General features: G+C 73.2%; 27 protein-coding genes. 13 read left to right on the top strand and 14 right to left on the bottom strand.

Annotation, left to right across the window (positions count from 1 at the left end):
* Positions 1-85 precede the first annotated feature (85 nt).
* Together ACFPFQ_RS46320 and ACFPFQ_RS46315 are read right to left on the bottom strand one after the other, a co-directional pair.
* Positions 86-1,342, bottom strand: a complete 1,257-nt coding sequence (locus ACFPFQ_RS46320; protein ID WP_379629689.1) for an RNA polymerase sigma factor — start codon at positions 1,340-1,342, stop codon at positions 86-88.
* A 69-nt stretch (positions 1,343-1,411) separates the two neighbouring features.
* Positions 1,412-1,765, bottom strand: a complete 354-nt coding sequence (locus ACFPFQ_RS46315) for a YciI family protein (RefSeq protein ID WP_379629688.1) — start codon at positions 1,763-1,765, stop codon at positions 1,412-1,414.
* A 130-nt stretch (positions 1,766-1,895) separates the two neighbouring features.
* On the opposite strand from ACFPFQ_RS46315, the gene ACFPFQ_RS46310 reads away from it, so the two are divergent.
* Positions 1,896-2,420 (top strand): DinB family protein, encoded by a 525-nt coding sequence (locus ACFPFQ_RS46310; RefSeq protein WP_379629687.1) that lies wholly within the window; start codon positions 1,896-1,898, stop codon positions 2,418-2,420.
* 5 nt (positions 2,421-2,425) lie between these two features.
* On the opposite strand, the gene ACFPFQ_RS46305 is transcribed toward ACFPFQ_RS46310, so the two are convergent.
* The 4 genes from ACFPFQ_RS46305 to ACFPFQ_RS46290 all read right to left on the bottom strand — a co-directional run bounded on the left by ACFPFQ_RS46305 (position 2,426) and on the right by ACFPFQ_RS46290 (position 6,088).
* On the bottom strand, positions 2,426-3,868 hold the full coding sequence (locus ACFPFQ_RS46305; RefSeq protein WP_379629686.1) for a purine-cytosine permease family protein: 1,443 nt from the start codon (positions 3,866-3,868) through the stop codon (positions 2,426-2,428).
* Positions 3,869-3,943: 75 nt separating this feature from the next.
* Positions 3,944-4,687: an alpha/beta fold hydrolase gene (locus ACFPFQ_RS46300; protein WP_379629685.1), complete on the bottom strand. Its 744-nt coding sequence runs from the start codon at positions 4,685-4,687 to the stop codon at positions 3,944-3,946.
* A gap of 79 nt (positions 4,688-4,766) precedes the next feature.
* Positions 4,767-5,165: a cytochrome c oxidase subunit 4 gene (locus ACFPFQ_RS46295; RefSeq protein ID WP_379629684.1), complete on the bottom strand. Its 399-nt coding sequence runs from the start codon at positions 5,163-5,165 to the stop codon at positions 4,767-4,769.
* Between the two features lie 8 nt (positions 5,166-5,173).
* Positions 5,174-6,088: a cytochrome c oxidase subunit II gene (locus ACFPFQ_RS46290; protein ID WP_379629683.1), complete on the bottom strand. Its 915-nt coding sequence runs from the start codon at positions 6,086-6,088 to the stop codon at positions 5,174-5,176.
* A gap of 297 nt (positions 6,089-6,385) precedes the next feature.
* Here ACFPFQ_RS46290 and asnB point away from each other — a divergent pair, with 297 nt between their 5' ends.
* Genes asnB through ACFPFQ_RS46270 form a run of 4 tightly spaced genes read left to right on the top strand, consistent with a single transcriptional unit; the run spans position 6,386 to position 10,952 of the window.
* Complete coding sequence (gene asnB / locus ACFPFQ_RS46285) at positions 6,386-8,296, top strand: asparagine synthase (glutamine-hydrolyzing) (protein ID WP_379629682.1); 1,911 nt, start codon at positions 6,386-6,388, stop codon at positions 8,294-8,296.
* Between the two features lie 58 nt (positions 8,297-8,354).
* A complete protein-coding gene (locus ACFPFQ_RS46280; RefSeq protein WP_379629681.1) occupies positions 8,355-9,368 on the top strand; it encodes a GNAT family N-acetyltransferase in 1,014 nt (337 codons plus the stop codon).
* A 28-nt stretch (positions 9,369-9,396) separates the two neighbouring features.
* Entirely contained in the window at positions 9,397-10,029 is a 633-nt protein-coding gene (locus tag ACFPFQ_RS46275; protein WP_379629680.1) for a TetR/AcrR family transcriptional regulator, read from the top strand.
* Positions 10,030-10,079: 50 nt separating this feature from the next.
* Entirely contained in the window at positions 10,080-10,952 is an 873-nt protein-coding gene (locus tag ACFPFQ_RS46270) for an alpha/beta fold hydrolase (protein WP_379629679.1), read from the top strand.
* Between the two features lie 117 nt (positions 10,953-11,069).
* Here ACFPFQ_RS46270 and ACFPFQ_RS46265 read toward each other — a convergent pair whose 3' ends face one another.
* Together ACFPFQ_RS46265 and ACFPFQ_RS46260 are read right to left on the bottom strand one after the other, a co-directional pair.
* Positions 11,070-12,455 carry a helix-turn-helix transcriptional regulator gene (locus ACFPFQ_RS46265; protein WP_379629678.1) on the bottom strand — a complete coding sequence of 462 codons (1,386 nt, stop codon included), beginning with the start codon at positions 12,453-12,455 and terminating at the stop codon, positions 11,070-11,072.
* 106 nt (positions 12,456-12,561) lie between these two features.
* Positions 12,562-12,930 (bottom strand): hypothetical protein, encoded by a 369-nt coding sequence (locus tag ACFPFQ_RS46260; RefSeq protein WP_379629677.1) that lies wholly within the window; start codon positions 12,928-12,930, stop codon positions 12,562-12,564.
* A gap of 302 nt (positions 12,931-13,232) precedes the next feature.
* Between ACFPFQ_RS46260 and ACFPFQ_RS46255 the strand changes: the two genes are divergently transcribed.
* The 3 genes from ACFPFQ_RS46255 to ACFPFQ_RS46245 all read left to right on the top strand — a co-directional run bounded on the left by ACFPFQ_RS46255 (position 13,233) and on the right by ACFPFQ_RS46245 (position 16,713).
* Positions 13,233-13,928, top strand: a complete 696-nt coding sequence (locus tag ACFPFQ_RS46255; RefSeq protein WP_379629676.1) for a Crp/Fnr family transcriptional regulator — start codon at positions 13,233-13,235, stop codon at positions 13,926-13,928.
* Complete coding sequence (locus ACFPFQ_RS46250; protein WP_379629675.1) at positions 13,925-16,048, top strand: adenylate/guanylate cyclase domain-containing protein; 2,124 nt, start codon at positions 13,925-13,927, stop codon at positions 16,046-16,048. Before ACFPFQ_RS46255 ends, ACFPFQ_RS46250 begins: the two co-directional genes overlap by 4 nt.
* Before the next feature lie 92 nt (positions 16,049-16,140).
* Positions 16,141-16,713 (top strand): RNA polymerase sigma factor, encoded by a 573-nt coding sequence (locus ACFPFQ_RS46245; RefSeq protein WP_379629674.1) that lies wholly within the window; start codon positions 16,141-16,143, stop codon positions 16,711-16,713.
* 7 nt (positions 16,714-16,720) lie between these two features.
* Here ACFPFQ_RS46245 and ACFPFQ_RS46240 read toward each other — a convergent pair whose 3' ends face one another.
* The 3 genes from ACFPFQ_RS46240 to ACFPFQ_RS46230 all read right to left on the bottom strand — a co-directional run bounded on the left by ACFPFQ_RS46240 (position 16,721) and on the right by ACFPFQ_RS46230 (position 19,413).
* Positions 16,721-17,653 carry a carbohydrate kinase family protein gene (locus ACFPFQ_RS46240; RefSeq protein WP_379629732.1) on the bottom strand — a complete coding sequence of 311 codons (933 nt, stop codon included), beginning with the start codon at positions 17,651-17,653 and terminating at the stop codon, positions 16,721-16,723.
* 140 nt (positions 17,654-17,793) lie between these two features.
* On the bottom strand, positions 17,794-18,156 hold the full coding sequence (locus ACFPFQ_RS46235; RefSeq protein WP_379629673.1) for a HesB/IscA family protein: 363 nt from the start codon (positions 18,154-18,156) through the stop codon (positions 17,794-17,796).
* A 138-nt stretch (positions 18,157-18,294) separates the two neighbouring features.
* Positions 18,295-19,413 (bottom strand): glycerate kinase, encoded by a 1,119-nt coding sequence (locus ACFPFQ_RS46230; RefSeq protein WP_379629672.1) that lies wholly within the window; start codon positions 19,411-19,413, stop codon positions 18,295-18,297.
* A 32-nt stretch (positions 19,414-19,445) separates the two neighbouring features.
* Here ACFPFQ_RS46230 and ACFPFQ_RS46225 point away from each other — a divergent pair, with 32 nt between their 5' ends.
* Complete coding sequence (locus ACFPFQ_RS46225; protein WP_379629671.1) at positions 19,446-20,081, top strand: DUF3043 domain-containing protein; 636 nt, start codon at positions 19,446-19,448, stop codon at positions 20,079-20,081.
* 87 nt (positions 20,082-20,168) lie between these two features.
* On the opposite strand, the gene ACFPFQ_RS46220 is transcribed toward ACFPFQ_RS46225, so the two are convergent.
* Positions 20,169-21,383 (bottom strand): citrate synthase, encoded by a 1,215-nt coding sequence (locus ACFPFQ_RS46220; protein WP_379629670.1) that lies wholly within the window; start codon positions 21,381-21,383, stop codon positions 20,169-20,171.
* Between the two features lie 53 nt (positions 21,384-21,436).
* Here ACFPFQ_RS46220 and ACFPFQ_RS46215 point away from each other — a divergent pair, with 53 nt between their 5' ends.
* Positions 21,437-22,597, top strand: a complete 1,161-nt coding sequence (locus ACFPFQ_RS46215) for a citrate synthase (RefSeq protein ID WP_379629669.1) — start codon at positions 21,437-21,439, stop codon at positions 22,595-22,597.
* 18 nt (positions 22,598-22,615) lie between these two features.
* Here ACFPFQ_RS46215 and ACFPFQ_RS46210 read toward each other — a convergent pair whose 3' ends face one another.
* Positions 22,616-22,813, bottom strand: a complete 198-nt coding sequence (locus ACFPFQ_RS46210) for a hypothetical protein (protein WP_379629668.1) — start codon at positions 22,811-22,813, stop codon at positions 22,616-22,618.
* Positions 22,814-22,885: 72 nt separating this feature from the next.
* Between ACFPFQ_RS46210 and ACFPFQ_RS46205 the strand changes: the two genes are divergently transcribed.
* Genes ACFPFQ_RS46205 through ACFPFQ_RS46195 form a run of 3 tightly spaced genes read left to right on the top strand, consistent with a single transcriptional unit; the run spans position 22,886 to position 25,273 of the window.
* Complete coding sequence (locus tag ACFPFQ_RS46205) at positions 22,886-23,407, top strand: bifunctional adenosylcobinamide kinase/adenosylcobinamide-phosphate guanylyltransferase (protein WP_379629667.1); 522 nt, start codon at positions 22,886-22,888, stop codon at positions 23,405-23,407.
* A 55-nt stretch (positions 23,408-23,462) separates the two neighbouring features.
* The gene (locus ACFPFQ_RS46200; protein ID WP_379629666.1) at positions 23,463-24,527 is read left to right on the top strand and encodes a nicotinate-nucleotide--dimethylbenzimidazole phosphoribosyltransferase; all 1,065 of its coding nucleotides are present in this window, start codon (positions 23,463-23,465) and stop codon (positions 24,525-24,527) included.
* Complete coding sequence (locus ACFPFQ_RS46195; protein WP_379629665.1) at positions 24,524-25,273, top strand: adenosylcobinamide-GDP ribazoletransferase; 750 nt, start codon at positions 24,524-24,526, stop codon at positions 25,271-25,273. Before ACFPFQ_RS46200 ends, ACFPFQ_RS46195 begins: the two co-directional genes overlap by 4 nt.
* 161 nt (positions 25,274-25,434) lie before the next feature.
* Here the strand turns inward: ACFPFQ_RS46195 and ACFPFQ_RS46190 are convergent, their stop codons facing one another.
* Positions 25,435-26,538, bottom strand: coding sequence for a branched-chain amino acid aminotransferase (locus ACFPFQ_RS46190; RefSeq protein WP_379629664.1), 1,104 nt, complete (start codon positions 26,536-26,538; stop codon positions 25,435-25,437).
* Between the last annotated feature and the right edge of the window lie 40 nt (positions 26,539-26,578).

The following is a 26,578-nucleotide window of genomic DNA, read 5'->3' as shown; positions in this document are numbered from 1 at the left end:
GTCATGATCAACAGGGCCCGATGATCATGGCAACGTCGTTCTCGACGGGATCTGCGGGGGCGCGTTCGCTGCACGTGATCGGACCTCACCTCTCCCCCAGCTCCGCCGCCCGCCCCAGGCTCAGTTCCCGCTCCCGCACGTTGCGGGTCAACGCCGCGGCCCGCTCGAACTCGGCCCGCGCCTCATCGGTGCGTCCCAGCTTCGCCAGCAGGTCGCCGCGGACGCTGGGCAGCAGGTGGTAGTTGGCGAGCGAGCCGTGCTCCACCACCGCGTCCACGAGTTCGAGCGCGTTCTGCGGCCCGTAGGCCATCGACACCGCCACCGCGCGGTTGAGCTCCACCACCGGGGAGCGGGTCAGGTCGGCCAGCGCCGTGTAGAGCTCGACGATGCGCACCCAGTCGGTGTCCTCGGCGCGGGCCGCCCGGCCGTGGCAGGCGGCGATGGCCGCCTGCAACGCGTACGGCCCGTTCGCCCCGCCGAGCTCCTCGGCCCTGGCCAGCGCCGTGAGCCCACGGTTGATCAGCAGCCGGTCCCAGCGGGCCCGGTTCTGGTCCAGCAGCAGCACCGGTTCCCCCGCCGGTCCGGTGCGCGCGGCCGTGCGCGAGGCCTGGATCTCCAGCAGCGCGACCAGCCCGTGCACCTCCGGCTCCGCGGGCATGAGACCGGCGAGCACCCGGGCGAGCCGCAGCGCGTCGTCGCAGAGCGCGGGTCGCATCCAGTCATCACCCGCGGTGGCCGAGTACCCCTCGTTGAAGATCAGGTAGACGACCTCGAGCACCGACGACAGGCGCTGCCCGCGCTCCGCGGGCGGCGGCACCTCGAACGGCACCTGCGCCGCGGCCAGCGCCTTCTTCGCCCGCGTGATGCGCGCCGCGATCGTCGCCTCGCCGGTCAGGAAGGCCCGCGCGATCTCCGCCGCCGTCAGCCCCCCGAGCAGGCGCAGCGTCAGCGACACCCGCGCGGCCGTCGACAGCACCGGATGGCACGAGACGAAGACCAGCCGCAGCAGGTCGTCGTCGATCTCCTCGGCGAACGCACGGTCGAAGTCGACGGTCAGCGCCTCGTCGGCCGCCCGGCCGAGCTCACCGTACTTGCGCTGCAGGACGTCGTTGCGCCGGAACGTGTCGACGGCCCGCCGCTTGGCCACGGTCATCAGCCAGGCACCCGCGTTGCGCGGCACCCCGGAGTCGGGCCACTGCTCCAGCGCCGCCACCACGGCGTCCTGCGCGAGCTCCTCGGCGAGCCCGACGTCGCCGGTGAAGCGGGCCAGGCCCGCGATCAGCCGGGCCGACTCCATCCGGACGACCGACTCGATCGCGGTGCGGGTGTCCGTGGCAGCCATGCCACGGATCCCACCACCCCCGGGGCGCCCCCGCGAGCCCGGCCCCGGACCACGGGGCCGGCAGCAGGCTCAGAAACCGTCCTCGGGACCGAAGATCTGCCGCACCCGGGACTCGCCCCCGCCGACCACGGCCAGGAAGCGCTTGGTCCATTCGATGGCCTCGTCCTTGTCCCGCACGTCGACGATGGCCCAGCCCCCGATCAGCTCCTTCGCCTCGATGAACGGGCCATCGGTGACGGTGTACTCCCCGCCCTCGAGGCTGACCTTCGAGCCCAGCGCGGTCGGAGCGACGCCACCGGTGGCCACGAGGACGCCCGCCTTGGTGACGTCCTCCATGAACTTGCCCATCTCGACCATGAGCTCGGGCGTGGGCGGCGGCTGGGGAACGGACTCGTCGCCGAGGGTGTAGAGGAAGAACCGCATGATCGTCTCCTTGGGGTGTGTTCCGTCCTTGCACCCATGCGTCGAACGGGACCGCCCCGGAATCGACACGTGCACCGAAGATTTTCCAGGACCTCTATCGTGGCTGCTCCCCCGTCCCGCAGGAGGCACCGTGAGCACCGAACGCACCGACATCGCCAGCACGCTCGGCAAGCACCGTGCGCTGTTCCTCAGCACCGTCCGTGACCTCACCGACGAGCAGGGCCTGCTCCCGAGCACGGTCAGCGCGCTGACGCTGACGTCGCTGCTCAAGCACGTCGCCGACACCGAGAAGGGCTGGGCCGAGTTCATCACGAAGGGCCCGGCGGCGCTCGGCGGCGACGTCGACTGGAGCGCCTTCGACGGCGACGGGGGCGGGGGCGGCGAGTTCGTCGACACCCGCTTCGTCGTCGAACCCGGCGAGACCTTGGCGGTACTCACGGCGCGCTACGCCGAGGTGGCCCGCACCACCGACGAGCTCGTCGCCACCGTCGACCTCGACTCCGCCCAGCCGCTGCCGAAGGCGCCGTGGTTCGAGGCGGGCGCCAACTGGTCGGCGCGGCGGGTGTTCCTGCACATCATCGCCGAGACCGCGCAGCACGCCGGGCACGCCGACATCATCCGCGAGGCGATCGACGGCGCGAAGACGATGGGCTGACGGCCTCAGGCCCTCGCCTCCTGGCGCCGCACCCGGGCCCGCCCGGTCAGCAACGTCACGACGAGGCCCAGCAGGAGCGCGGCGAGCACGCCCAGGTTGGCCCCCGCCCACGCACCCTGGCGCCCACCCAGCCCGAGCGCGTCGAGCAGGTAGCCCTGCCAGCCCAGCCACGCCACCGTGTTGGTGACGAGACCCCAGCCGATCGCGGTGCCGATCACGACCACGGCGATCGGCACCGGGTTCGCGTCGCCGTAGCGGCCGCGCCGGTCGTAGAGATCGGCCTCGGCATAGTCGCGGCGGCGCATCGCGATGTCGGCGAGCATCACACCGCACCACGCCGCGACCGGCACGCCGAGCGTGATGAGGAACCCGGTGAACTGGCCCAGGAAGTCGCCTGCGAAGAACACCACGTAGACGGTGCCGATCACCATGATCACGCCGTCGACGAGCGCCGCAGCCCAGCGCGGGGCGGGCAGGCCCAGCGTCAGCAGCGCGAGGCCGGACGAGTAGATGTCGAGCACCGCGCCGCCGACGAGACCGAGCACGGCCACCAGTGCGAACGGCACCAGGAACCAGGTGGGCAGCGCCGCGGCCAGCGCGCCGATCGGGTCGCCCGCGATCGCCGTGCTCAGATCCGCCGACGACGCGGCGAGCAGCAGCCCGAACACGAGCAGCACCAGCGGCGCGAGCGAGGCCCCGAACGTCGTCCAGCCGATGACACCGCGGCTCGACGCCGAGCGCGGCAGGTAGCGCGAGTAGTCGGCGGCCGCGTTCACCCAGCCCAGGCCGAACCCGGTGAGCAGGAACACGAGCGCCCCGACGACCTGCTCGGTCGAGCCCGCCGGCAGCGCGCCCACGGCCGACCAGTTGATCTGACCGGCCACGAGGACCATGTAGACGACCGTCAGCACCGCGGTCACCACGGTGATCACCGTCTGCAGCCGCATGATCAGGTCGAAGCCGAGCACCCCGGCACCGACGATCAGCGCGGCCACCACCAGCAGCGCGACGATCAGCGTCGGCGTGCCGCCGCCCCAGCCGAGCCTGTCGAACACCGTGGCCGTGGCCAGCGTCGCGAGGATCGTCAGCACCGTCTCCCAGCCGACGGTCAGCAGCCACGAGATCGCGGTGGGCAGCCCGTTGCCCCGCACCCCGAACGCGGCCCGCGAGAGCACCATCGTCGGCGCCGAGCCGCGCTGGCCCGCCAGCGCGATGAAGCCGCAGAGCAGGAACGACACCACGATCCCGACGATCGCCGCGATCACGGCCTGCACGAACGAGATGCCGAAGCCCAGCGTGAACGCGCCGTAGCTCAGCCCGAGCACCGAGACGTTGGCGCCGAACCACGGCCAGAACAGCTGCCGTGGACGGCCCTTGCGCTCGGCGTCGGCGATGACGTTGATGCCGTTGCCCTCGATCTGCAACGTGCCCGCCCTGCCCTCGGCCACGGCTGCCCCCCCTGTTCGCCCGCACCGGTGCTCACCGCCGGTGCGCGAACCGTAGTGCCCCGCCGCAGGTACCCGTCAGACGCTCGCCAGGAACTCGCCGACCGCCTTCGCGCCACGAGCGGGATCCTGCAGCATCCACCAGTGCCCGAGCCCCTCGAGCACCTCGACGCGGGCACCGGCTCGGGCGGCGCCGCGACGGCGGGTCTCGTCGGAGCCGCCGAAGTGGTCCTCGGTGGCCAGTAGGCAGAGCCCGGGGCGGATCGCGGCCGCCGGCAGGTGCTCCCCCAGCGCGGCCAGCACCGGCTGGGGTGCCGAGCGGTAGAGCACCAGCAACGCGCGGCCCATCTCGTCGTTCTGCCCGGCGGCCACGGCCTCGGCGATGTCCTGCGGCATCCCGAGCCCGACGCAGCGCTCGGCCCGCTCGGCGAGCGAGGCCCCGAACATCATCTCGACGAGCTTCTCGCCGGCACCGGGCTTGAGCCACATCTGGGCGAGGTCGTGCCAGACGTAGTCGGGCTCGTAGATGCCGATCACGTCGGTGGTCCAGCTCAGGAGCAGGTCCGGACGGCTCATCGCGACGTTCATCACGTGCCCGCCGCCCCAGTCGTGACCGATCAGGTGCACCGGCTCGCCGATCGCCGTCAGCTCGCCGACCAGCCAGTCGCGGTACCCGGTGACGGTGGCGTCGAAGCCGGCGGGCAGCGGCGCCCCGAACCCAGGCGGGGACAGGCACACGACGTCGTCGCGGCCCAGTTCGGCGACGAGCGGCCGCCAGATCGCGTCGGTCTCGGGATTGCCGTGCACCAGCACCACTGTCATCCCGCGATCATCGCACCCACCGGACGCGCGAACGGCACCCCCCGAAGCTCGGGAGGTGCCGTTGGCGGGTGGTGCGGTGTCAGTGCTCGGCGGGCCGGATGTGGTACTCGAACACCAGGCCACCGACCGCGATGAACAGCAGGACGGCGCCGATCACCAGCAGCCAGATGTAGAAGAACGCCAGCGCGATGGCGACGAGCGCCGCAGCGCCCGCCAGCCCGATCGGCCAGTAGCTGCCGGGCGAGAAGAACCCGACGTCGCCCGCGCCGTCGGAGACCTCCGCGAGCGGGTTGTCCTCGGGGCGGGACTCCAGGCGCCGCGACACGAACCGGAAGTACGTGCCGATGATCAGCCCGAGGCCACCGGTGAGGAACAGCGCCGCGATGCCGACCGGCTCCTTGGCGATGAACGTGTACGCGATCGCGGCGATGAAGAAGAACGCCGTGATGACATCGAAGATGCGGGATTCGACCTTCATGGCGTGCCTCAGCTCCCCGTCGAGGGCGGCAGCGACGCCGAGCGCTGCGTCCGGTCGGTGGTGAACGGATAGGTGGTGTACGCGGTGGGCGTGCACAGCTGCCCGCAGCCCAGCTTGGCCAGCGCCTCACCCGCGGTGTAGGCCGCACCCGTTGCCGGGTTGGTCTGCGTGCGCAGCGCGACCCACTGGTCGTAGAGGGCCGGGGCGAGCGCCCGTACCTCGAAGTTCATCTGCGAGTGGTAGCTGCCGCACAGCTCGGCGCAGCGACCGACGAACGCACCTTCACGGTCGATGCTGTCGATCTGCCAGCGGAAGTCCTGGTCGTTCTTCTCCGGCATCGGGAAGACGTCGCGCTTGAACAGGAACTCCGGCACGAAGAAGCTGTGGATCACGTCGTTGGAGTGCTGGGTGAACTCGATGCTGCGACCCGTCGGCAGCACCAGCAGCGGGATCGTCTCGGTGGTGCCGAGCGTGCTCACCGGCTTGCCGTCGGCAGCCTTGTTGTCCGGGTAGTCGAATCGCCAGTTCCACTGGAACGCGGTGACATCGACGTGCATTTGAGCGGGTTCGTCCTTGTCCACGAAGTTCTGGACGTTGACCGTGAACCCGAACAGGACCGCAACGATGATCGTCGGGATGACCGTGAAGACGATCTCGACGGGCAGGTTGTACTGCGTCTGACGCGGCACCTCGGTGGCGTCGTCAGTCTTCTTCCTCCGGTGGAAGGCGACCGCCCAGAACATCGCGCCCCAGGTGATGGCACCGACGACGAGCGCCGCGATGGCCGACCAGGTCCAGAGGTTGCGCATGGCTTCCGCCTGCGGCGTCACCCCGGACGGCCAGCCGAAGCGGATGACGTCCTCCACCGAACACCCCGTGGTGAGCGGGATGATCAGAGCGGCGAGGCCGACGAGCTTGGCCACACGGCCAACACTCGGGCGCCCGAATCCGCGGCGATCTTCTCCGCGCTGTGCTCGGCCCACTGCTCGCCGCCTCCCGTCGTGACAACAATCGGCTGCCGGAACCCCCGGCGGCGCGCGTAGGCACGCGCCTTCGACCTCGCGTAGAGACTAGGGCATGCCCCGGCCGCGCAAGCCACCTGTCCCCGGTCGGGTGGGCCACCGGATCCGGTGACGTCCAGCACTCCGCTGCCGAGGTGGGGCCGACCGCGGGTGAGGCGAGGTCGGACCGAACCGGGCGCGACGGCATACTGACTCGCTGTGTGCGGACTCCTGGGACTGCTGACCACCGAGGGCGATGCGGCCGCGCGGGCGGGCGCCATCGGCGCCGCGATGCGCTGCATGCGGCACCGCGGCCCCGACGAGAGCGGCACCTGGAACGACGACGACGTCGCCTTCGGGTTCAACCGGCTCGCGTTCATCGACATCGAGAACTCGCACCAACCGCTGCGCTACGCCGACGACCGCTACACGCTGGTGTTCAACGGCGAGATCTACAACTACCTGGAGCTGCGGGCCGAGCTCGCCGAGAACCACGGTGCGACCTTCGCCACCGAGGGCGATGGCGAGGCGATCGTCGCGGCCTACCACCAGTGGGGCCCGTCGGCGGTGAGCAGGCTGCGCGGCATGTTCGCGTTCCTGATCTGGGACGCCCAGGAGCGCGTCCTGTTCGGTGCGCGCGACCCGTTCGGGATCAAGCCGCTGTTCTACGCCACCGGCCCCGCGGGGGTGGTGTTCGGCAGCGAGAAGAAGAGCCTGCTGGAGCTGGGTCCCACGATCGGGCTCAACGACCCGATCACCGAGCTGGATCCCGTTGCGCTGCAGCACTACCTGCTGCTGCAGTACGTCCCGGAGCCGGAGACGCTGCACCGCGTGATCCGCCGCGTCGAGTCCGGCACGCACTTCACCGTGCGGCCGGGCGGCGAGGTCGACGTGGAGCGCTACTTCACCCCGGTGCTCCACAGCGGCGGCGGCTCCGGTGCGCCGCTCTACCGCAAGATCGCCGACGCGCTGCGCGACTCGGTGGCCAAGCACATGCGCGCCGACGTCACGGTCGGCTCGTTCCTGTCGGGCGGCATCGACTCCACCGCGATCGCCGCGCTGGCCAAGGAGCACAACCCCGACCTGGTCACGTTCACCACCGGCTTCGAGCGCGACGGCTACTCCGAGATCGATGTGGCCGCCGAGTCGGCCGCGGCGATCGGCGTCAAGCACGTGGTGCGGGTGGTCAAGCCCGACGAGATGATGGAGGCGCTGCCGCTGATCGTCTGGTACCTCGACGACCCGGTGGCCGACCCCGCGCTGGTGCCGCTGTGGTTCATCGCCCGCGAGGCCCGCCAGCACGTGAAGGTGGTGCTGTCCGGCGAGGGCGCCGACGAGCTCTTCGGCGGCTACACGATCTACCACGAGCCGCTGTCGCTGGCGGCGTTCGAGCGCGTCCCGGGCGCACTGCGCGGGCTGCTCGGCAAGGCGTCCACCAAGCTGCCGCCGGGCATGCGCGGCAAGGACCTGCTGCGCCGCGGCGCGCTCACCCTGGAGCAGCGCTACTACGGCAACGCCCGGATCTTCCTCGACAACCAGCTCGAGGGCGTGCTGCGCCAGTACGACCCGCGCCGTTCGCACACCGACGTCACCGAGGCGCACTACCGCGACTCGGCCGGCTGGGACCCGGTCTCGCGGATGCAGCACGTCGACCTGTTCACGTGGTTGCGCGGCGACATCCTCGTCAAGGCCGACAAGATGACGATGGCCAACTCGCTGGAGCTGCGGGTGCCGTTCCTCGACCCCGAGGTCTTCGCGGTGGCGTCGGGCATCCCGCTCGAGGAGAAGCTCGCCGAGAACACCACGAAGTACGCGCTGCGGCGCGCGCTGGAGGGCATCGTGCCCGCCCACGTGCTGCACCGGGCGAAGCTCGGGTTCCCGGTGCCGATCCGGCACTGGCTCAAGGACGAGATGTACGACTGGGCGCGCAACATCATCCGCGACTCCCAGGCCGACCACCTCGTCGACCTCGCCGCCACGCAGCGGCTGCTCGACGCCCACCGGGACGGCCCGATCGACCACAGCCGCCGCATCTGGACGCTGCTGGTGTTCCTGATCTGGCACGGCATCTTCGTCGAGCAGCGGATCAAGCCCGAGATCCCGGAGCCGGCCTACCCCGTCCGCCTGTAGCCCCCGCAGCCGGAGAAAACGGCTCGCGCCGACGCCGCTTCCGTGCCGGGATGGGCGGATGACCACCGCCGAGCTCCGGATCGACGCCGTCGACCCCGCCGATGAGGCGGGGCTGCGGCAGTGGTTCGACCTCCTGCGACTCGCGCAGGACCACGACCTCCCCGACGACCCGCCGCTGACCTGGATCGATGTCGGAGCCCGGCTGCAACCCCGCGGCGGCAAGACCGTCGAGCTGTGGCTGGCCCGGCACGGCGAGGAGGCGGTCGGAGCCGTCGTGATCTTCCTGCCGACGCTGGACAACCTCGACAACGCGACGGTCGACGTCGTCGTCGCGCCGCAGCACCGTCGCCGGCGGGTCGGGACGCGGCTGCTGGAACACGTCGGTGCCGCAGCCCGGGACCGCGGCCGCAGCCTCCTGTTCCTCGAGGCCCAGCAGCCGCTCGACGGGCCGAGCCCCGCCACCCTGTTCCTCGAGGCCGCGGGCGCCCGGCTGGCGCTCGCCGACACCCGTCGCGCGCTCGACCTCACCGCGCTCGACCAGCCGGAGCTCGACCGGCTCCTCGCCGATGCCCGGGACCGGGCGGTCGGGTACCGGCTCGTCCAGTGGGTCGGTGCGACGCCGCAGCCCCGGCTCGACGACATGGCGAGGCTGGCCGGCCGGATGAGCACCGACGCGCCGTTGGACGACCTGCAGCTCGAACCCGAGGTGTGGGACGCCGAACGGTTGCTCGGCCGCGAGCGCGCCCTGGCGGCCCGCGGGCTGTACAGCATCGTCACCGCCGTGGCCGACGAGCACGACGCGCTGGTCGGCTACACCGTGGTCCTCGGGTTCACCGGGGTGGGCTGGTTCGGCCAGCAGAGCGACACGATCGTGCTCACCGAGAACCGGGGCCACCGCCTCGGCATGCTGCTCAAGCTCGCGAACCTGGCGTTCGCCCGCGCCCGGAACCCGGAGCTGCGGGTGATCCACACCTACAACGCCGACTCCAACGCGCACATGGTGGGGATCAACGAGGCGATGGGCTTCCGGCCGCTCGACCGGCTGGGCGAGTGGGAGCTGGACCTGGTGTGAGCGGCGGTGCCGCGGCGGGGATGCTGTCGTGGTGGACGTCTCCGCCGACCAGGGCCCCGCAGCGCGCACCGGCTACCGGCGATCGGCCGGCACGCCGCGGGGCGAGGCTCGACGCCGGGAGCTGCTGGAACGGGTCACCGAGGACCTCGCGACCAACGGACTCGTCGACTTCTCGCTGCGCCGGGCGGCCCGGGCCGCGGGCGCCACGCACAAGGTGTTGCTCTACCACTTCGACAGCGCCGACGACCTGCTCCTGCAGGCGGTGCTGCGGCTGCGTGACCGGCGCATCGACAACGCGATGATCGCGGCGTCGCGCGAGCCGGACAGCCGCACGCTGGCGTCCCGGGTGCGGTCGCTGTGGCCGGTGCTCACCGGCGAGGGCTCCCGGACGCTGGACCAGGCCATCGGGTTGGCGATGTACGACCCGGAGCGCTACGCCGAGCTCGGCCGCGGCGCGTCGCAGCAGTACCTGCCGTCGCTGCTGGCGCTCTGCCCCGAGCACTGGGACGGGCGGCGCAAGCTCGAGGTGTCGGAGATGATCCTGGCCGTGCTGCGGGGATTCCTGGTGGACCACCGCACGAGCGGCGATACCGAGGGCATCACCGCGGGGTTCGAGGCGCTGATCCGCGCGCTGGAGCGTGAGGAGGCGGCCGGGCCGTAGCGGTTTTGCGAACCGCGTGGTTCACTTCTGGGACGCAACCGGAGGTGCCCATGGAGATCGCGCTGTCCACCGGAACGATCGACTACCGCGACACGGGCGGGCCCGGCCCCACCGTCGTGCTGCTGCACGGGCTGCTGATGGACGGCTCGCTGTGGGACGCACCCGTCGCCGACCTGGCCGTCGATCACCGCTGCGTGGTGCCGACGCTGCCCCTCGGTGCGCACCGCCACCCGATGCACCCCGATGCCGATCTGTCCCTGCCCGCCGCGGCCCGGCTGGTCACGGAGCTGCTCGACCGGCTCGACCTGCACGACGTGACGCTCGTGGGCAACGACACCGGCGGCGCGCTCGTCCAGCTGATCATGGCGGCGGGCTGCGACCGGGTCGGACGGATCGTGCTCGCGTCCTGCGACGCGTTCGACAACTTCCCGCCCGGCCTCACCGGCCGCACGCTCCTGCTCACCGGCAAGCTCTCACCCCGGCTGTTCGGGATGTTCCTGCAGCAGCTGCGCCTGCGGCCGTTCCGGCGGCTGCCGATCACCTTCGGCTGGCTGACACGACGCGGCGACGCCACCGTCGCCGGCTGGCTGCGGCCGGTGCTCACCCGGCCGGAGATCCGGCGCGACGCCGTGCGCATGCTGCGCGCCGCCGCCGCCGACCCCGGGTTCCTGGAGGTGGCCGCCGAACGCCTGCCGGACTTCGACCGTCCGGCGCTCGTGGCGTGGGCCGTCGAGGATCGCGTGATGCCCCTCGAGCACGGCAGGCGGCTCGCGCAGCTCCTCCCCCAGGGACGGCTGGTGGAGGTGGCCGACAGCTACACGCTCATCCCGCTCGACCAACCGGCCCTGCTGGCGAGCCTGATCCGCGAGTTCACCCCCGTCCGGCCGCCGGCACCGGACCCGGAGCCCGCGGCGGCGGGGTGACGGACCGGCGCGGCCCGTCCTCGCGTTGCAGGAGGCGAGTGCGGTTCCCGATGGCAGGAAAGCCACTTTCCCGCAACGTCGTTGCGGGAAAGTGGCTTTCCTGCAACCCGGGTACCCCTACCCCAACCGCACCCGCAACGCCGCCATGAGCTCTGCGCGGTTGCCCGCCAACACCTTGCGCCGCATCCGCCCGACGTGCTGCTCCACCGTCTTGGGCGAGAGGTAGAGACGCGCGCCGATCTCGCGGTGGGTGAAGCCGTCCAGCACCAGCCTGCCGATCTCCCGTTCCCGTTCCGTGAGCAGGTCGTCGGACGGGTGTTGCGGCCGGTCCCGGCCGGTCCCGAGCAACACCCGCGCCGTGGCGGGCTCGGTGGCCAGTGCCGCGGCCGCACCGCAGAGCTGCCGCGCCTCCCACGGCCTGCCGGCGGCGGCGAGGCCGGTCGCCGCCGCGAGGACGGCGGCGGGCTCCGCGGTGTGGTCGAGCACCGCCGCCCACGCGGCCGCTGCCGCTCCGCGGACCGCGTCGAGCCCGCACAGCTCCCCGGCGAGCGACGCCACGGGGGCACCGGTCGCGATCGCCCGCTGCAGCCGCCACCAGAGCAGCACCGGCGCACACCACGACGGCGATCCGGCCGCGACGACCGTCGTGTCCATCGCGGCGGCGATGTCCTCGGCCTCGGCGGGCGCCACCACCGCGGCCGCCACGGACAGCTCGCCCCAGACGTCGAGGCGCAACACCTCGACCTCGGACCCCGCCACCACCGGGGCGGCGCGGTGCCACGCTGTGGCGAGCGCCTCCGGATCGCCGGACCGGCGCGCCAACCCGACGGCCACCACGGCGGCCAGCAGGGCGTCACGACGCATCACCGGGGCCGTTGCCGCCGCGGCGAGCGCGGCCCCGGCGTGGGTGAACCGGGCGGTGCGCAGGTCCACCCACGCCGTGAGCAGGGACCGCAGCGGCGTCGGATCCGGCCGCGCCGCGAGCATCGCCGTGGCCGCGGCGTCCGCACTGCCCGCGAGCGCCAGCTCGACGGCCAGGTCGTCCCAGCGCTCGACGGCGAACAGGTCGGCAGGGACGGTCGCCACCGCCAGCCCACGCAGCCGGCGGGCAGAGCCGAGCAGATCTCCACGCACACCGTCCAGCACGGCCGCGACGCCCTCGATCAGCACGGCGGTCCCGCGCGGCGCGGGGTCGGCGAGGCCGCTCCGGGCGCGACCGAGGTCGGTCGCGGCGACGGCGAGACGGCCGCCCAACGCCCCGAGCAGCGCGGCGTGCGCAGCGGCCGGCACCGCCGCGGCTCCCGCGTGCATCTCGGCGATGCGCCGCCAGCGGGTCGCGCCGTCGGTCAACGCGCCGTCGGCGGCGGCCGCCGCGGCGACCACGGCGGCGGCACTCCCATCCGGGTCGGCGCCAGCGGCGAGCACCCGGTCGGCGACCTCGATGGCGCGGGTGACGTCACCGTCGCGCCACGCTCGTGCGGCGCCAAGGCCCGGTTCCGGCATCGTCGTGCACACCATGGCAGTCCCCTCGGGATCGGAGCAGCCATGCTCGCCGAACCCGGGCCGGACGGATGTGGAGAAGGACACACCCGGGCCGGTGACTTGCGGCCTACGAGGTGGCGAAGCGCCCCAGCGGAAGCAGTTCGGCCAGCGCCCGGTCGAGCAGCGTGCAGTGCTCCACCGTGTACAGCATCTCCGCGATCGCGTCGGTGCCACCGGGCGGCGAGGCGTCGTCATCCGCGCACACCCCGCCGCTGTTGATCATCGAGGTGCGGGCGTCGCGCACGTCCTGCGCGCAGGTTCCGGCGATGCCGCGCGCCGCGAGGGTCCCCTCGGGGTCGTCGCGGAACGCCGCACCGGCCGCCGGGACCTGCAGCAGCTCCACCAGCAGGTCGGTCAGCGCCGACCGCGCGGCCTCCCGTTCCAGCTGCGCGGTGACGTCGAGGATGAAGGCGTTGAGATCGAACTGGCTGCTCATGAACGCTCCTGCTCGCTCGGGGTCCGGCCCCTTCGGTCCGCTGCGATGAACGGTAGGGACGGCGACGGCGCCCGCCATCCGGGGAACTACCGGGTTCGCCCGGCTTCCTGCAGGGTTCTGCCCGGTGCCGACGGCGATCGACCCGAAACCCCGCCGCGGCGGTGAACCCCGTCGCGCCCCCGTCCGTACCCCCCGAATCGGTTCGCGACTCCCCCTAGACTGCGGGCCGATCATCGAACGAACGGGCGAGGGGCCGCCATGCCGGGCAGTACCGAACGGGACCGGGCCGAGCGGGACCGGCGATGAGCGATCCCGCCGCCGACCTCGACCCGTCGGAGTTCCTGGCCCGGCTGCCACCCGCCGACTGCGCCGAGCTCACCCAGCGCGGCCGCCCACGCCGCTGGCCGGCGGGGGCATCGCTGTTCCTCGAGGGTGAGCGGTCCACGACGGTGGTGGTGGTCCTGACCGGTCGCGTCAAGGTGTTCACGCTCTCGGAGGAGGGCGAGGAGACCGTCCTCGCCGTGCGCGGGCCCGGCTCCCTGCTCGGTGAGCTCGCCGCCGTCGACGGCGCGCCCCGCTCGGCCTCGGTGGCAGCGCTCGAGCCCGTCGTGGCGCTGGTGTTCCCCGTGGGGGTGTTCGTCGACTTCCTCAGCACCCATGCGGCGGCCGCCATGGTGGTGTTGCGGCTGGTCATCGGCCGGTTGCGCGACGCGGACCGCAAGCGGGCCGAGTTCGCGGCCTACGACACGGCGGCCCGGGTGGCGCGGCGGCTCGTCGAGCTCGCCGAACGCTTCGGAGAGCCCGACGGGAACGGGGTGCGGATCACCGTGGCGCTCACCCAGGACGAGCTGGCCGGCTGGGTCGGATCCTCGCGGGAGGCCGTGGCCAAGGCGCTGCGGGCGCTGCGGGAGCGCGGGCAGCTCACTACCGGGCGGCGCACGATGACCGTGCTGGACATGGACGGCCTGCGCCGCCGCGCAGGCGAGCCGACCCCGTGACCGCCGACTCCCTGGCCGCAGGCTCCCCTGCTGCCGCGGCGCCCGCCACCGTTCCCGCGGCCGACCGCAGCGGGCGCGCCCGGCTGGCGCTGTGGACGTTCCACCTCGCGCTGCCGATGGCGGGGCTCTACCTGCTGCTCGCCGTGCCGGCGGCCGACGTCCGCATCGAGCACCACCCCACGCACTTCTGGCTGGTCATCGCGGCAGCGGCGCTCAACATCGGGTTGGCCGAGCAGGTCAACCGGGGTGCGCGGGCCCACCGCGACGCCCGCCTGACGCTCGTCGGGCTGGGGTTCCTGGCCGCGGCGCTGTTCCTGGGCCTCCACGCGTTGGCCACGCCCGGCATCCTGATCGACTCGAGCAACGGCGGGTTCGCGCTGGCGACGCCGGTGGGCCTGTTGCTCGCGGCACTGTGCAGCGCGGTGTCCACCGTCGATCTCGACGGGCCACGCGGCGCGGCCGTGCTGGCGGCCTGCCGGTGGCTGCGGTGGGTGTTGATCGCCTTCGGTGCGGTGTGGGCCGCGGTCTCGCTGTCGGGGTTGCCACCGCTGGCGAACCCCGCCGTCGGCGAGCCCGGCAGCCCCGCCCTCATCGCCATGGTCGTGGTCACCGTGCCGCTCTACGTGCTCGCGGCGGTGCGCTACTTCCGGCTCTACCGCAGGCGCCGCTCGGTCGTGCTGCTGTCGGTGCTCACCGCCGACGCGCTGCTGGCCGAGGCCATGATCGCCGTGGCGCTGGGCGTCAGCTGGCAGCTGACGTGGTGGCTGTGGCACGTGCTGATGGTGATCGCGTTCGGCTACGTCGCCTACAGTGCCTACGTCACCTACCGCCGCGAGGGCATCAGCGGTGGCCTGTTCGACGCCGTCGGCTCCGAGCAGACGCTGCGACGCGTCCGTGCGGAGTACAGCTCGGCGTTGGAGGCGCTGGTCGCGGCCGTGCAGCGGCAGGAGGCCGGTGAGCTCACAGCCCGGGAGATGACGTTGATCACCGCCGGGCTGGCCCGGCGGTTCGGGCTCTCCGAGGGCCAGACGGCCGTGCTCGGCCGCGCCGCTGCCGCGCTGCGCGACGAGCGCGAGCAGATCGGCAGGCTCGATGTGCTGGTCGCGATCGGCCACGAGTCCCGGGTGCGCCACAGCGAGCAGGACCTGCTGGGTATCGCCGTGCGCAGGCTGGCGGGCGGGTTCGGCGGCGACGGCGTCCGGGTCGGCCTGCTCACCGAAGGCACGCTGGAGTTCCCGCCGCAGCTGTGCACCGACCCGGGATGGAGCCTGGGCCCGAGCGCGGCGCGGGACCTGGAGCGGTCGCTGGGTGGCATGGCGGCGTTCGAGGTGGCCGGCACGGTGCTCGCCTGCCCGCTGTCGGTGAAGGAACGTCCGGTCGGCATGCTGCTCGCCCGCCGCTACACCGGCTTCACCGCCCGCGACCGCTCGATGATCGCGTCGCTGGCCAGCCAGCTGTCCATCGGGCTGGAGAACGCCCGCCTCTACCACCAGCTCGACGGGTTGTTCCGCCAGTACATGTCCCCCGACGTCGCGACGCAGCTGATCGCCGACCCGAGCCAGGCCGCGCTGGGCGGGGCCGTCGTCCCGGTCACGGCGGTCTTCGCGGACCTGCGCGGGTTCACCACGTTCTCGGAGCGCTCGACGCCCGAGGAGATCGTCGCGATGCTCAACCGCTACTTCGAGCAGGCCACCGAGGCGATCCTCGCCGAGGGCGGCACGGTGGTGCAGTTCGTGGGCGACGCGATGATGGCGCTGTTCAACGCGCCGGTCCGCCAGCCCGACCACGCGCTGCGAGCCGCCCGGGCCGCGCTGGCGATGCAGCGGCGGGTGGAGCACGTCGCCGAGCCGGGCTGGCCGCAGTTCCGCATCGGCATCAACACCGGTCCGGCGCTGGTGGGCAACATCGGCAGCACCGCCCTGCGCAACTTCAACGCCATGGGCGACGCGGTCAACGTCGCCGCCCGGCTGGAGTCGGTGGCCCAACCGGGGCAGGTCGTGATCGGTGAGGACACGCGCGTGCTGCTGCCGGCCTCGGCGCGCACCGAGTCGCTGGGCGTCCTTGCCGTCAAGGGACGGGAGCAGGGGGTGGGGGCGCACGTCCTGCTGGGGCTCGACTGAACCTGTCAGTTACGTCCTGGGTGTGTAGAAGTACCAGTTTGACCCCGTCGGACGACCTCTGACCCATGGGCCATTCCCAGCACTGTTGCGGCATGCCGAAGACGAGCTCGCTGCCCCGCCGCACCGCCCCCTGCACCGGGCCGTGCGCCCGCCTCTGCACGGAGGCCGGATTCGCCGCCGCCTACCAGGAACACCGCCCACGGATGATCGCCAAGGCCATGTCGATGCTCGGTGACCCCGGCCTCGCGGAGGACGCCGTGCAGGACGCGTTCCTGCGCGCCTGGTCGGCCTGCCCGACGTTCGACCCGGGCAACGGCCCACCGCTGGTGAGCTGGCTGCTGACGATCACCCGCAACATCGTGATCGACGGGGTGCGGGCGCGGGCCTCCCGACCGCAGACGGCCCCGGCCGACAGCAGCCCCGAGCCTGCCGACCGCCGGGCGGCCGTGGACGCCATCGTGCTGCGGTCGGTGCTCGTGGACGCGCTGGCGACCGTCAGCCCGGAGCACCGCGCCATCGTCGTGCAGACCGTGGTGCGCGACCGCAGCCACGCCGACGTCGCCGCCGAGCTCGGGGTGCCGGTCGGCACCGTCAAGAGCCGCGTGTTCTACGCGCTGCGCGGCATGCGTGGCGTGATCGACCAGCCGGAGGCGCTCTCCGCCTGAGCGGGGCTCAGGTGGTGGGCAGGATGCGCTCGATCTCCGCGGCCGCATCCGGACCGAACGCGTCGCGCAGCCGCTCGAGGCCGTGCGCCTGGTCCCACTCCCACTCCTGGCCGCCCTCGGTCTCCAGCACCTGCACCGCGACGAGCGCACCGAGCTGCGCGCCGCGCTCCAGGGACAGCCCGCCCGCGGTGGCCGCGAGGAATCCGGCGCGGAACGCGTCGCCGACGCCGGTGGGATCGACCTTGCCGGTCTCGGGGACGACCCCGATCTTGAGCTCACCGGTGTCCTTGCCGACGATCTGCACGCCGTGCTCGCCGAGCGTGGTGATGCGGATGTCGATGACGTCGGCCACCTGCGACTCGGTCCAGCCGGTCTTCTGCAGCAGCAGGTCCCACTCGTAGTCGTTGGTCATCAGGTAGCGGGCGCCCTCAACGAGCTTCCGGATCTCGGGGCCTTCCATCCGCGTGACCTGCTGGGAGACGTCGGCGGCGAACGGGATGCCCAGCTCGCGACACTCGGCCGTGAGCGCCACCATCGCCGACGGGTCGCTCGCGCCGATCAGCACCAGGTCCAGGCCGCGCGGTACCAGCGGTGCGAGCGTGACCTCGCCCGAGCGGGCCATCGCGCCGGTGTAGAACGAGCCGATCTGGCGCATGTCGTCGTCGGTGGTGCAGACGAAGCGTGCGGTGTGCACGTCGTTGCAGACGAGGATGGCCGAGCAGTCGACGCCGTGCGCCTCCAGCCACTGCTGGTACTCGCCGAAGTCGGCACCGACGGCGCCGACGAGCAGCGGCGACTGCCCCAGCACGCCGAGCCCGAAGGCGATGTTGGCCCCGGACCCGCCCTTGCGGATGGCCAGGTCGTCGACCAGGAAGCTCAGCGAGATCCGGTCGAGCTGATCGGCGACCAGCTGGTCGGCGAACCGCCCCGGGAAGTGCATGAGGTGGTCGGTGGCGATGGAACCGGTCACGGCGATGGGCACGGGGGGTCACCTTACCGGGTGGTGAACGCACGAACCCCGGCCGTGGAGCCGAAGCTCACAGCCGGGGTTCGGGCTTCCGGGACGATCCGGAGGAAAGCTCAGTTGAACGAGTCGCCGCAGGCGCACGAGCCGCCTGCGTTGGGGTTGTCGATCGTGAAGCCCTGCTTCTCGATGGTGTCGACGAAGTCGATCACCGCGCCCTGGAGGTACGGGGCGCTCATCCGGTCGACGCCGACCTTGAGGCCGTTGTAGTCACGGAACAGGTCGCCATCGAGCGAGCGGTCGTCGAAGAACAGCTGGTAGCGCAGGCCTGCACAGCCACCGGGCTGCACGGCGATGCGCAGGTGCATGTCATCGCGACCCTCCTGCTCGAGCAGGAGCCGAGCCTTCAGGGCGGCAGCTTCACTGAGCTCGACGCCGTGCGTCTCAGCGGGTGCCTCGGTGATGTTCTCGACGGTCATGGCTCTCCCAACAACGAGCGGGGTACTGCGTATTCCGCCGACGGCAGATCCGGCAGAAGTCTTCCTGACCCCATAGTAGGCCCCGGCGCCGGCAACGCACCCCCACCGGCGTCCGCCGCTCGTGATCCGCACCACGGATCACGAGCTCCAGCGCGCCGCCACCCGCTCGGCCAGCGCGGCGAGCGTGCCGGCCGGATCGGCCATGGAGGCTGCGACACCGCCGGCGTCGTCGGACACGGAGTAGGCGGAGTCGACACCGGCCGCCGCGGCCTCGCGCCTGCCGACGGACACCTGACCGGCAAGCACGACGCACGGCACGCCGCGCTCGGACGCCGACCGCGCAACGGCCGTGATCAGCTTGCCGCGCAGCGACTGCCAGTCGAAGCTCCCCTCGCCGGTGACGGCCAGCCCGGCGGCGTCGAGCTCGGCGTCCAGGCCGACGAGGTCGCGCACCAGTCCGGCGCCGGAGACCTGCCGCGCGCCGCAGGCCAGCAACGCCGCGCCGATCCCGCCGGCCGCGCCCGCACCCGGCTCGTCGCGGACGTCGCGCCCGAACGCCGTGGCCAGCACCTCGGCGAACCGCGCCAGCCCGGCGTCCAGGTCCGCGACGGCGGCCGGGTCGGCACCCTTCTGCGGGCCGAACACCGCGGCCGCGCCGTGCTGCCCGAGCAGCGGGTTGTCCACGTCGACCGCCGCGACGAGCTCGATCCCGTCGAGCTGCGGCAGGCCGTCGAGGCGGGTGGCGGCCGAGAGTGCCGAGCCACCGGCGGGCACCGGCACGCCGGACGCGTCGACGGGCCCGGCGCCCAGCGCGGCGAGCATGCCGGCGCCACCGTCGGTGGTGGCCGAACCGCCGAGCCCGATCACGACCGTGCTGACGCCGTCGGCCCGCGCCGCCGCCACCAGTTCCCCCACCCCGCGGCTGGTGACCGCGCGGGCGGTGGCGGGAACCCGCTGCTCGCGCGGCACCAGGTGCAGCCCGCAGGCGGCGGCCGACTCCAGGTAGGCGGTGTCCCCGATCCGCAGCCAGCGCGCCGGCACGGGAGCCCCGAAGGGCCCGGTGACCTCGAGTTCGTGCCAGGTGCCGCCCACCCCGGCGTGCAGCACGTCGACGAAACCGGTGCCGCCGTCGGCCAGCGGGAGCAGGCGGAGCTCGTCGCTCGGAGCGGCCCGTCGCCAGCCCGTTGCGATGGCCTCGGCCGCCGCCGTTGCCGTCAGTGTTCCGCCGAAGGAGTCAGGTGCCACTACCACGCGCATGGCCACCACCGTAGGGCCCGTAGGCTGCAGTGGTGAGGTTCCTGCGCCGCTCCACACCGACCACGGTCGGTGCCGAATCGTCCGATGCCACCGATGCCGCGCAGGGCCCTGCCGAGCCCAGCCGCACAGCCGGGAAGGGCCGTCCGACGCCGAAGCGCCGCGAGGCCGAGGCCAAGCGCCGTGGCCCGGCGCCGCCCCCGCCGCGCACGCAGCGTGAGGCCGCCAAGCTGGCCAGGGCCAACCGCCCGGCCAAGGAGGACCGCCGCGCCGCCGCCGCGCACCGCACGGAGCGGATGAAGGCCGGCGACGACAAGTACCTGATGCCGCGCGACCGCGGGCCCGTCAAGGCCTACGTCCGCGATGTCGTCGACTCCCGGCCGCACATCATGGGCCTGTTCATGCCGCTCGCGGTGATCGTGCTGATCTCCGTGGTGCTGCCGTTCCCGGCCGCACAGCAGTACCTGAGCCTGTTCAGCATCATCGCGCTCGCCACGATGATCATCGAGGGCATCACGCTGGGCATCACCACCACGCGCAAGGCCCGCGCCAAGTTCCCCGACGAGACGATCGGCGGGCTCGGCACCGGCTGGTACGCCTTCACCCGGGCCAGCCAGCTGCGCAGGCTGCGCATCCCGAAGCCACGCGTGGAGCGCGGCGCCAACCCCTGACCGGCGCCTGACCGCAGCGAGCTGACGCACACCATCAGTGGGTGACGCACACCGTCAACGGTGTGCGCCGGCCCCTCACGATGTGCGTCAGCTCTGCGCCGGAGCCGGCTGGGGCGGGCGTCGGCCGCGGTAGTGCCCGCTCGGGCGCATCCGCAGCGGCGCCGCCGCGTACTCCTCCAGGGCATGGGCGATCCAGCCTGCCGTGCGGGCCACGGCGAAGATCGTCTCGCCGGCGTGCGCGGGCATCCCGAACGCGACCGACAGCGCGGCGAGCGCGAGGTCGACGTTGGCCGGCAGCGCCTGGCTGCGGCTCATGATCTCCGCGATCTCCCGCGCCAGCGTCACGGCGCCACGGGCCTGTGGCAACGCCGTGAGCAGCGCGAACAACGCCTCGGCCCGCGGGTCGGCGCTCCGGTAGACCCGGTGGCCGAGCCCGGGCACCCGTTGCCCCGACCGCACGTGCTCGGCCACGACCGCGACGCTGCCCCGCTCCAGCGCGTCGAGCAGCATCCGGTGGGCCTGCTCGCTGGCGCCGCCGTGCAGCGGGCCCTCGAGCGCGCCCAGCCCCGCCGAGACCGCCGCGTACGGGTGGGCCCGCGCCGACGCCGCGACGCGCACGGCGAACGTCGACGCGGCCAGGTCGTGGTCGAGCAGCAGCACCATCGCGGCGTTGAGCACGGCCACCTCCGCGGCACCCGCGGGCCACGACGACAGTGCTGCCCACAGGCGGGCGGCCAGCGATGCGTCCGGGTCGCCCGCGCCGTCCAGCGCACCGATGCCCACGGCCGGGATGGCCCGACCGGCGGCGCACACGCTCGCGGCCGAGAGCTCGAACCGCAGCGGGTCTGCGGCTGCGGCGACGATCGTGGCCACCCGCAGCCGGTCGACCGGCCCGCAGCCTGCGGGCAGCGCACCGACGGCCGCCGCGGCCTCGGCGACGACACCGGCCGGTGCCACGAACCGCATGTCGGGCTCCCACCGGCCCGTCCAGAGCCACTCGGCAACCGTCTCGTACGGGAACCGGGCCAGCGTGACGGGGTCGGTGCCGCGGTACCAGTAGCGATCGCCGTCGATCAGGGTGATCGCGGTGGTGACGGCCGGCACACCCCCACCGGCCGGTGCACCGGCCCGGCGGCCGTCGCGGGCCAGCGCCTCGACCTCGGCGCGATCGAAGGTGGACCCGCGGCCGTTCTCGGCCGGGCTGCTGGTCAACAGGCCCCTGCTGACGTAGGCGTAGATCGTTTCCGGCTTGACCGCGAGGCGGTCGGCGACCTCGCGCGTGGTCAGTCGGTCTCGAGTCATACATTGATTCAATCAATATTGACAGCTGACGGTCAACAGCGGACAACAGACGCATGCAGACCGCATCGCCCGCGCCCGTCGAGGTGCCCCGTGGACTGAAGGGCGTGGTGGTCACCGACACCGCGCTCGGCGACGTCCGCGGCTCGGAGGGCTTCTACCACTACCGCCAGTACTCTGCCGTCGAGCTCGCGCAGACCCGCAGCTTCGAGGACGTCTGGCACCTGATGATGATCGGGGAGCTGCCCGACGCCGCGCAGCGGGCCGCGTTCACCGCCCGCACCACAGCCCTGCGCGTGCTGCCACCGGAGGTCGCCGACGCGCTGGGCGTGATCGCGCGTGGCAGCCGGGCGGCCGGGGCGCTCGACGGGCTGCGCACCGCGCTGTCGCTGCTCGGCGCCGGTCGCGGGTTCGCGCCCGTCTACGACCTGACGCCCGAGCAACGCCGCGAGGACGCGCTCGTGGCCGCCGCCGCCGTCCCGACGATGCTCACGGCGCTGTACCGCCTCGGGCAGGGCCTGGAGCCGGTGGGGCCGCGCACCGACCTGGGCTACGCGGCCAACTACCTCTACATGCTCACCGGCGAGGTTCCCGGCGCGCGCGAGACGCGCGCGATCGAGCACTACCTGATCTCGACGATCGACCACGGCTTCAACGCGTCCACGTTCACCGCGCGCGTGATCGCGTCCACCGGCGCCGACGTGGCGGCCTGCCTGGTGGGGGCCGTCGGAGCGCTCTCCGGCCCGCTGCACGGCGGCGCGCCCAGCCGGGCGCTGGACACGCTCGACGCGATCGGCAGCCCCGACAAGATCGACCCCTGGATCCGGGAGGCCGTGCTGGCGGGTGATCGCATCATGGGCTTCGGGCACGCGGTCTACCGCACGGAGGACCCGCGCTCGCGGATGCTGCGCGAGCTGGCCGAGCAGGAGTTCGGCGGGCCGCGCGTCGCGTTCGCCGTGGAGGTGGAGCGGCAGGTCGAGGCGATACTCGCCGAGCTCAAGCCCGGCCGCGAGCTGCACACCAACGTCGAGTTCTACGCAGGTGTCGTGATGGAGCTGTGCGGGGTGCCGCGGGAGATGTTCACGCCGACGTTCGCGGCGGCACGGGTGGTCGGCTGGGGCGCGAACATCCTGGAGCAGGCGGCCGACACGAAGATCATCCGGCCGGCGGCGCGGTACGTGGGACCGGCGCCGAGCCAGCCGGTGCCGGTGGTCTGACGCGCTCCATCCCGTTGGCTACTGGTCGCGCAGGCTCATCGGCCCGTAGACCTCCACCTCACCGTCGACGAGCACCACCGCGTCGACGCCGGCGTCGCGCAGCTCCGGCCAGACGTCGGAGAACCACGTCTCGGCCTCGGCCTGGTCGTCGAACTCCTCGTCGGGCCCGTCGGTCGGCGCGGCCGATGCGTCCAGATAGCGCCAGCGGAAGGTCATGACGCGACGATAGTGATCGGTCCGTCTTCCATCGAGGGCAGCGCCGTCCACGGCGTCGGTTAGCGTGCAGCGGTGATCACATTGGTGCTCGGTGGCACGCGTTCGGGCAAGTCCCGGCACGCGGAGGACCTGCTTCCCGCCGACGCACCCGTCCGCTACCTCGCCACCGCCCGTCGCGACGACGCCGACGCCGAGTGGGCGGCCCGCCTGGAGGCGCACCGCGTTCGCCGCTCCGCCGCGTGGACGACCGTGGAGGACCCCGACGTGGCGGCGCTCGTCGCTGCGGGCGGCACGCCGATGCTGGTCGACGACCTGGCCACCTGGCTCACCGGCGTGCTCGACGACGCCGATGCCTGGGAGGCGCCCACGGTGCCTGCCGAGGTCGGGCAGCGGGTGGCGGAGCTGGTGGCGGCGGTGCGGTCCGCGCCCGGCCGGGTGGTGCTGGTGTCGGCGGAGGTCGGGCTCGGGGTGGTGCCGGCGACGCGGGCCGGGCGGCTGTTCCGCGACGAGCTGGGCGCGCTCAACGCCGCGCTCGCCGCGGTGGCGGACGAGGTCGTGCTGCTGGTGGCCGGGTTGGCGCTGCGGTTGAAGTAGTGCCCGGGTGGCCCCGGGTGTGGGGGCACCGGAGGCGGCGCGGTAGGAAGGCGCCGTGGATCTCCCAGCGGTCAGCCCTCCCGACGTCGATGCCCGTCGCGCCGCCGTCGCTCGGTACGCGGAGCTCGACGCCCCGACCGCGGGGCTCGGGAAGCTGGCGGAGATCGGGGTCTGGCTGGCCGCGACGCAGGGCACCTGCCCGCCGCGCCCGCCCGCCCGACCGCGGGTGATCGTGCTGGCAGGCGATCACGGGGTCGCTGCCGCGAACGTGTCGGTGCACGCCGCGGGCACGACGTCGGCGCAGGTCGAGGCCGTGCGGGAGGCGACGGCGCCGGTCGCGGTGCTGGCGCCCGTCGCGGGCACGTCCGTGCGGGTGGTCGACATCGCCCTCGACACCGACGCACCGGAGGGCACCGCGGCCCGCTACCGGGTCCGGCGCGGCAGCGGGCGGATCGACACCGAGGACGCGCTGACCGTCGAGGAGGTGGAGCGCGCGGTCAAGGTCGGGCGCGACCTCGCCGACGAGGAGGTCGACGCCGGGGCCGACCTGCTGGTGCCGGGCTCGCTCGGGGTCGGCGCCACGACCGCAGCCGCCACGCTGGTGGCGGCGCTGACCGGCACCGAGCCGGTCGCCGTGATCGGGCGCGGCAGCGGCGTCGACGACAACGGGTGGATGCGCAAGGCCGCCGTCGTCCGCGACGCACTGCGCCGGGCCCGGCCGCACGGCCGCGACCCCCTCACGCTGCTGCGCATCGTCGGCGGGGCCGACCTGGCCGCGCTCACCGGGTTCTGCATCCAGGCCGCGCTGCGCCGCACCCCGGTGCTGATCGACGGGCTCGCCGTCGGCGCCGCCGCGCTGCTCGCCGACTCCATCGCACCCGGCTCGCGGGCCTGGTGGCAGGTGGCCCAGCGCTCCCCCGAACCCGCCATGGCCGTGGTGGTGCAGCACCTGGACCTGCAGCCGCTGCTGGAGCTCGACATCCGGCTCGGCGACGGCACGGGCGCCGCCGCGGTCGTCCCGCTGCTGGTGATGGCGGCCCGGCTGCTGGCCGAGGTCGGCACGATCAGCGTGCCGGAGCCCGAACCGGTCGCCGACACCGCCGCAGCCGCACCCGAGTGAGAGGTCTCGCGCTCGCGCTGAGCTGGCTGACCGTCCTGCCGGTGCGCACCGGCGCCCCCGACGCGCGCACCGCCGCGAACGCGATCCGGTGGGCACCGCTGGTCGGCGCGCTGCTCGGAGCGGTCGCGGGCGGGGTGCTGCTGGGCCTCACGGCGCTGGGCGTCCCCGCGCTGGTGGCGGGCCTGCTCGCCGTCGCCACGGGGGCGTTGGCCACCCGCGGCATGCACCTGGACGGGCTGGCCGACACCGCCGACGGTCTGGGCTGCTACGGCCCGCCGGAGCGCGCGCTCGCCGTCATGCGCGACGGGGGCGCGGGACCGTTCGGGGTGGTGACGCTCGTGGTCGCGGTCGGGGTGCAGGGCGCCGCGCTCGCGGTGCTGACCACGCTCCCCCCGCTGCCGGTGCTGGGCGCCGTCACGCTCGCCGCCGCGGCCGGCCGGGCCGGTTTCGCGTGGATCTGCCGCCCGGGGGTGCCGGCCGCGCGCCCCGGCGGGCTCGGTGCGACCGTCGCCGGTTCGCAGCCGTGGTGGGTGGCCGTGGCCTGGTGGCTCGTGCTCGCCGCGGCGGGCGGCGCGCTCGCCGGGGTGCGCGGGATCGTGGCGGTGGCGCTGGGTGCCGCCGTCGTGATCGGGCTGTCCTGGCACACCGCACGCCGCTTCGGCGGCATGACCGGTGACGTGCTCGGCGCGGCCTCCGAGCTCGCCGCCACCGTGGCGATGGTCGTGCTGGTGGCGTCGCCGCGCTAGGAGGGTGCTGAAGAACTCCGGCCGTAGCGAGCGGCGTCCAGGTGGTGTCATGGTAAGGCGGGCAGATGCGGCGATACCGCTGTTGTATCGACGCATCTGCCCAACGCCGCGAGGGCGCCGCCTGGGCGTCGCGCAGTAGGCCCGAGCTTTTCAGCGCGCTCCTAGGCCGGAACGACCGTGCGCATCCAGGAGTGGGTGTCGGGAGCGTCGCCGCGCTGGATGTCGGTGAGCAGCTTGCGCAGGCGCAGGGTGACGGGGCCGGGCTCGTTGCCGCCGATGCTGGTCTCGCCCCCGTGGTGCTTGACCTTGCCGATCGGCGTGATCACCGCGGCGGTGCCGCAGCCGAAGACCTCGGTGAGCGTGCCGTTGGCGCCGTTCTCCAGCCACTCCTGGCCGGAGACGCGCCGCTCGGTGACCTGGCAGCCGATCTCCTTGGCCAGCAGCAGCAGCGAGTCGCGCGTGATGCCGGCGAGGATGCTGCCCGAGAGGGTGGGCGTGACGACCTCGGTCTGGTCATCCGACCCGTAGACGAAGAACAGGTTGTTGGAACCCATCTCCTCGATCCACTTGCGCTCCTCGGCGTCGAGGTAGGCGACCTGGGCGCAGCCGTGTGCGGTGCCCTGCGCCTGCGGCAGCAGCGAGGCCGCGTAGTTGCCGCCGCACTTGGCCGTGCCGGTGCCGCCCAGCGAGCTGCGGGTGTAATCGGTGGCCAGCCAGACGTCGACGGGCTTGACGCCACCCGCGAAGTAGGGGCCTGCCGGCGAGGCGATGAGCACGAACAGGTACTCCGACGCCGGGCGCACGCCGAGCCCGACCTCGGTGGCGATCATGAACGGGCGCAGGTAGAGCGACTCCTCGCCACCGGCGGGCGGGGCCCACTCGCGGTCGGCCGTGAGCAGCTCGGTGATCGCGTCGAGGAACAGGTCATCGGGCAGCTCCGCCATCGCGAGCCGCGCGGCCGATCCGCGGAACCGGGCCGCGTTGGCCTCGGGGCGGAAGCACGCGATGGAACCGTCGGGCTGCTTGTAGGCCTTGAGTCCCTCGAAGATCTCCTGGCCGTAGTGCAGCACCATCGACGCCGGGTCGAACGACAGCGGCCCGTACGGGCCCACCGTGGCGTCGTGCCACCCCTTCTCGACACTCCAGCGGATGGTGACCATGTGGTCGGTGAAGAACCGGCCGAAGCCCGGGTCCGCGAGGATCTCCGCGCGCCGGTCGGCCGGCAACGGTGAGGGATGGGGGACCCGGGTGAACTGCGTGCTCATGCCCCAGACGGTACTGCCTACCACCGAAGATCGGACATCA

The sequence above is a fragment of the Pseudonocardia sp. GCM10023141 genome, from assembly GCF_042653605.1.
Note: the sequence above shows the minus strand (reverse complement) of the source record. Positions and strands in the feature narration are given on the sequence as shown.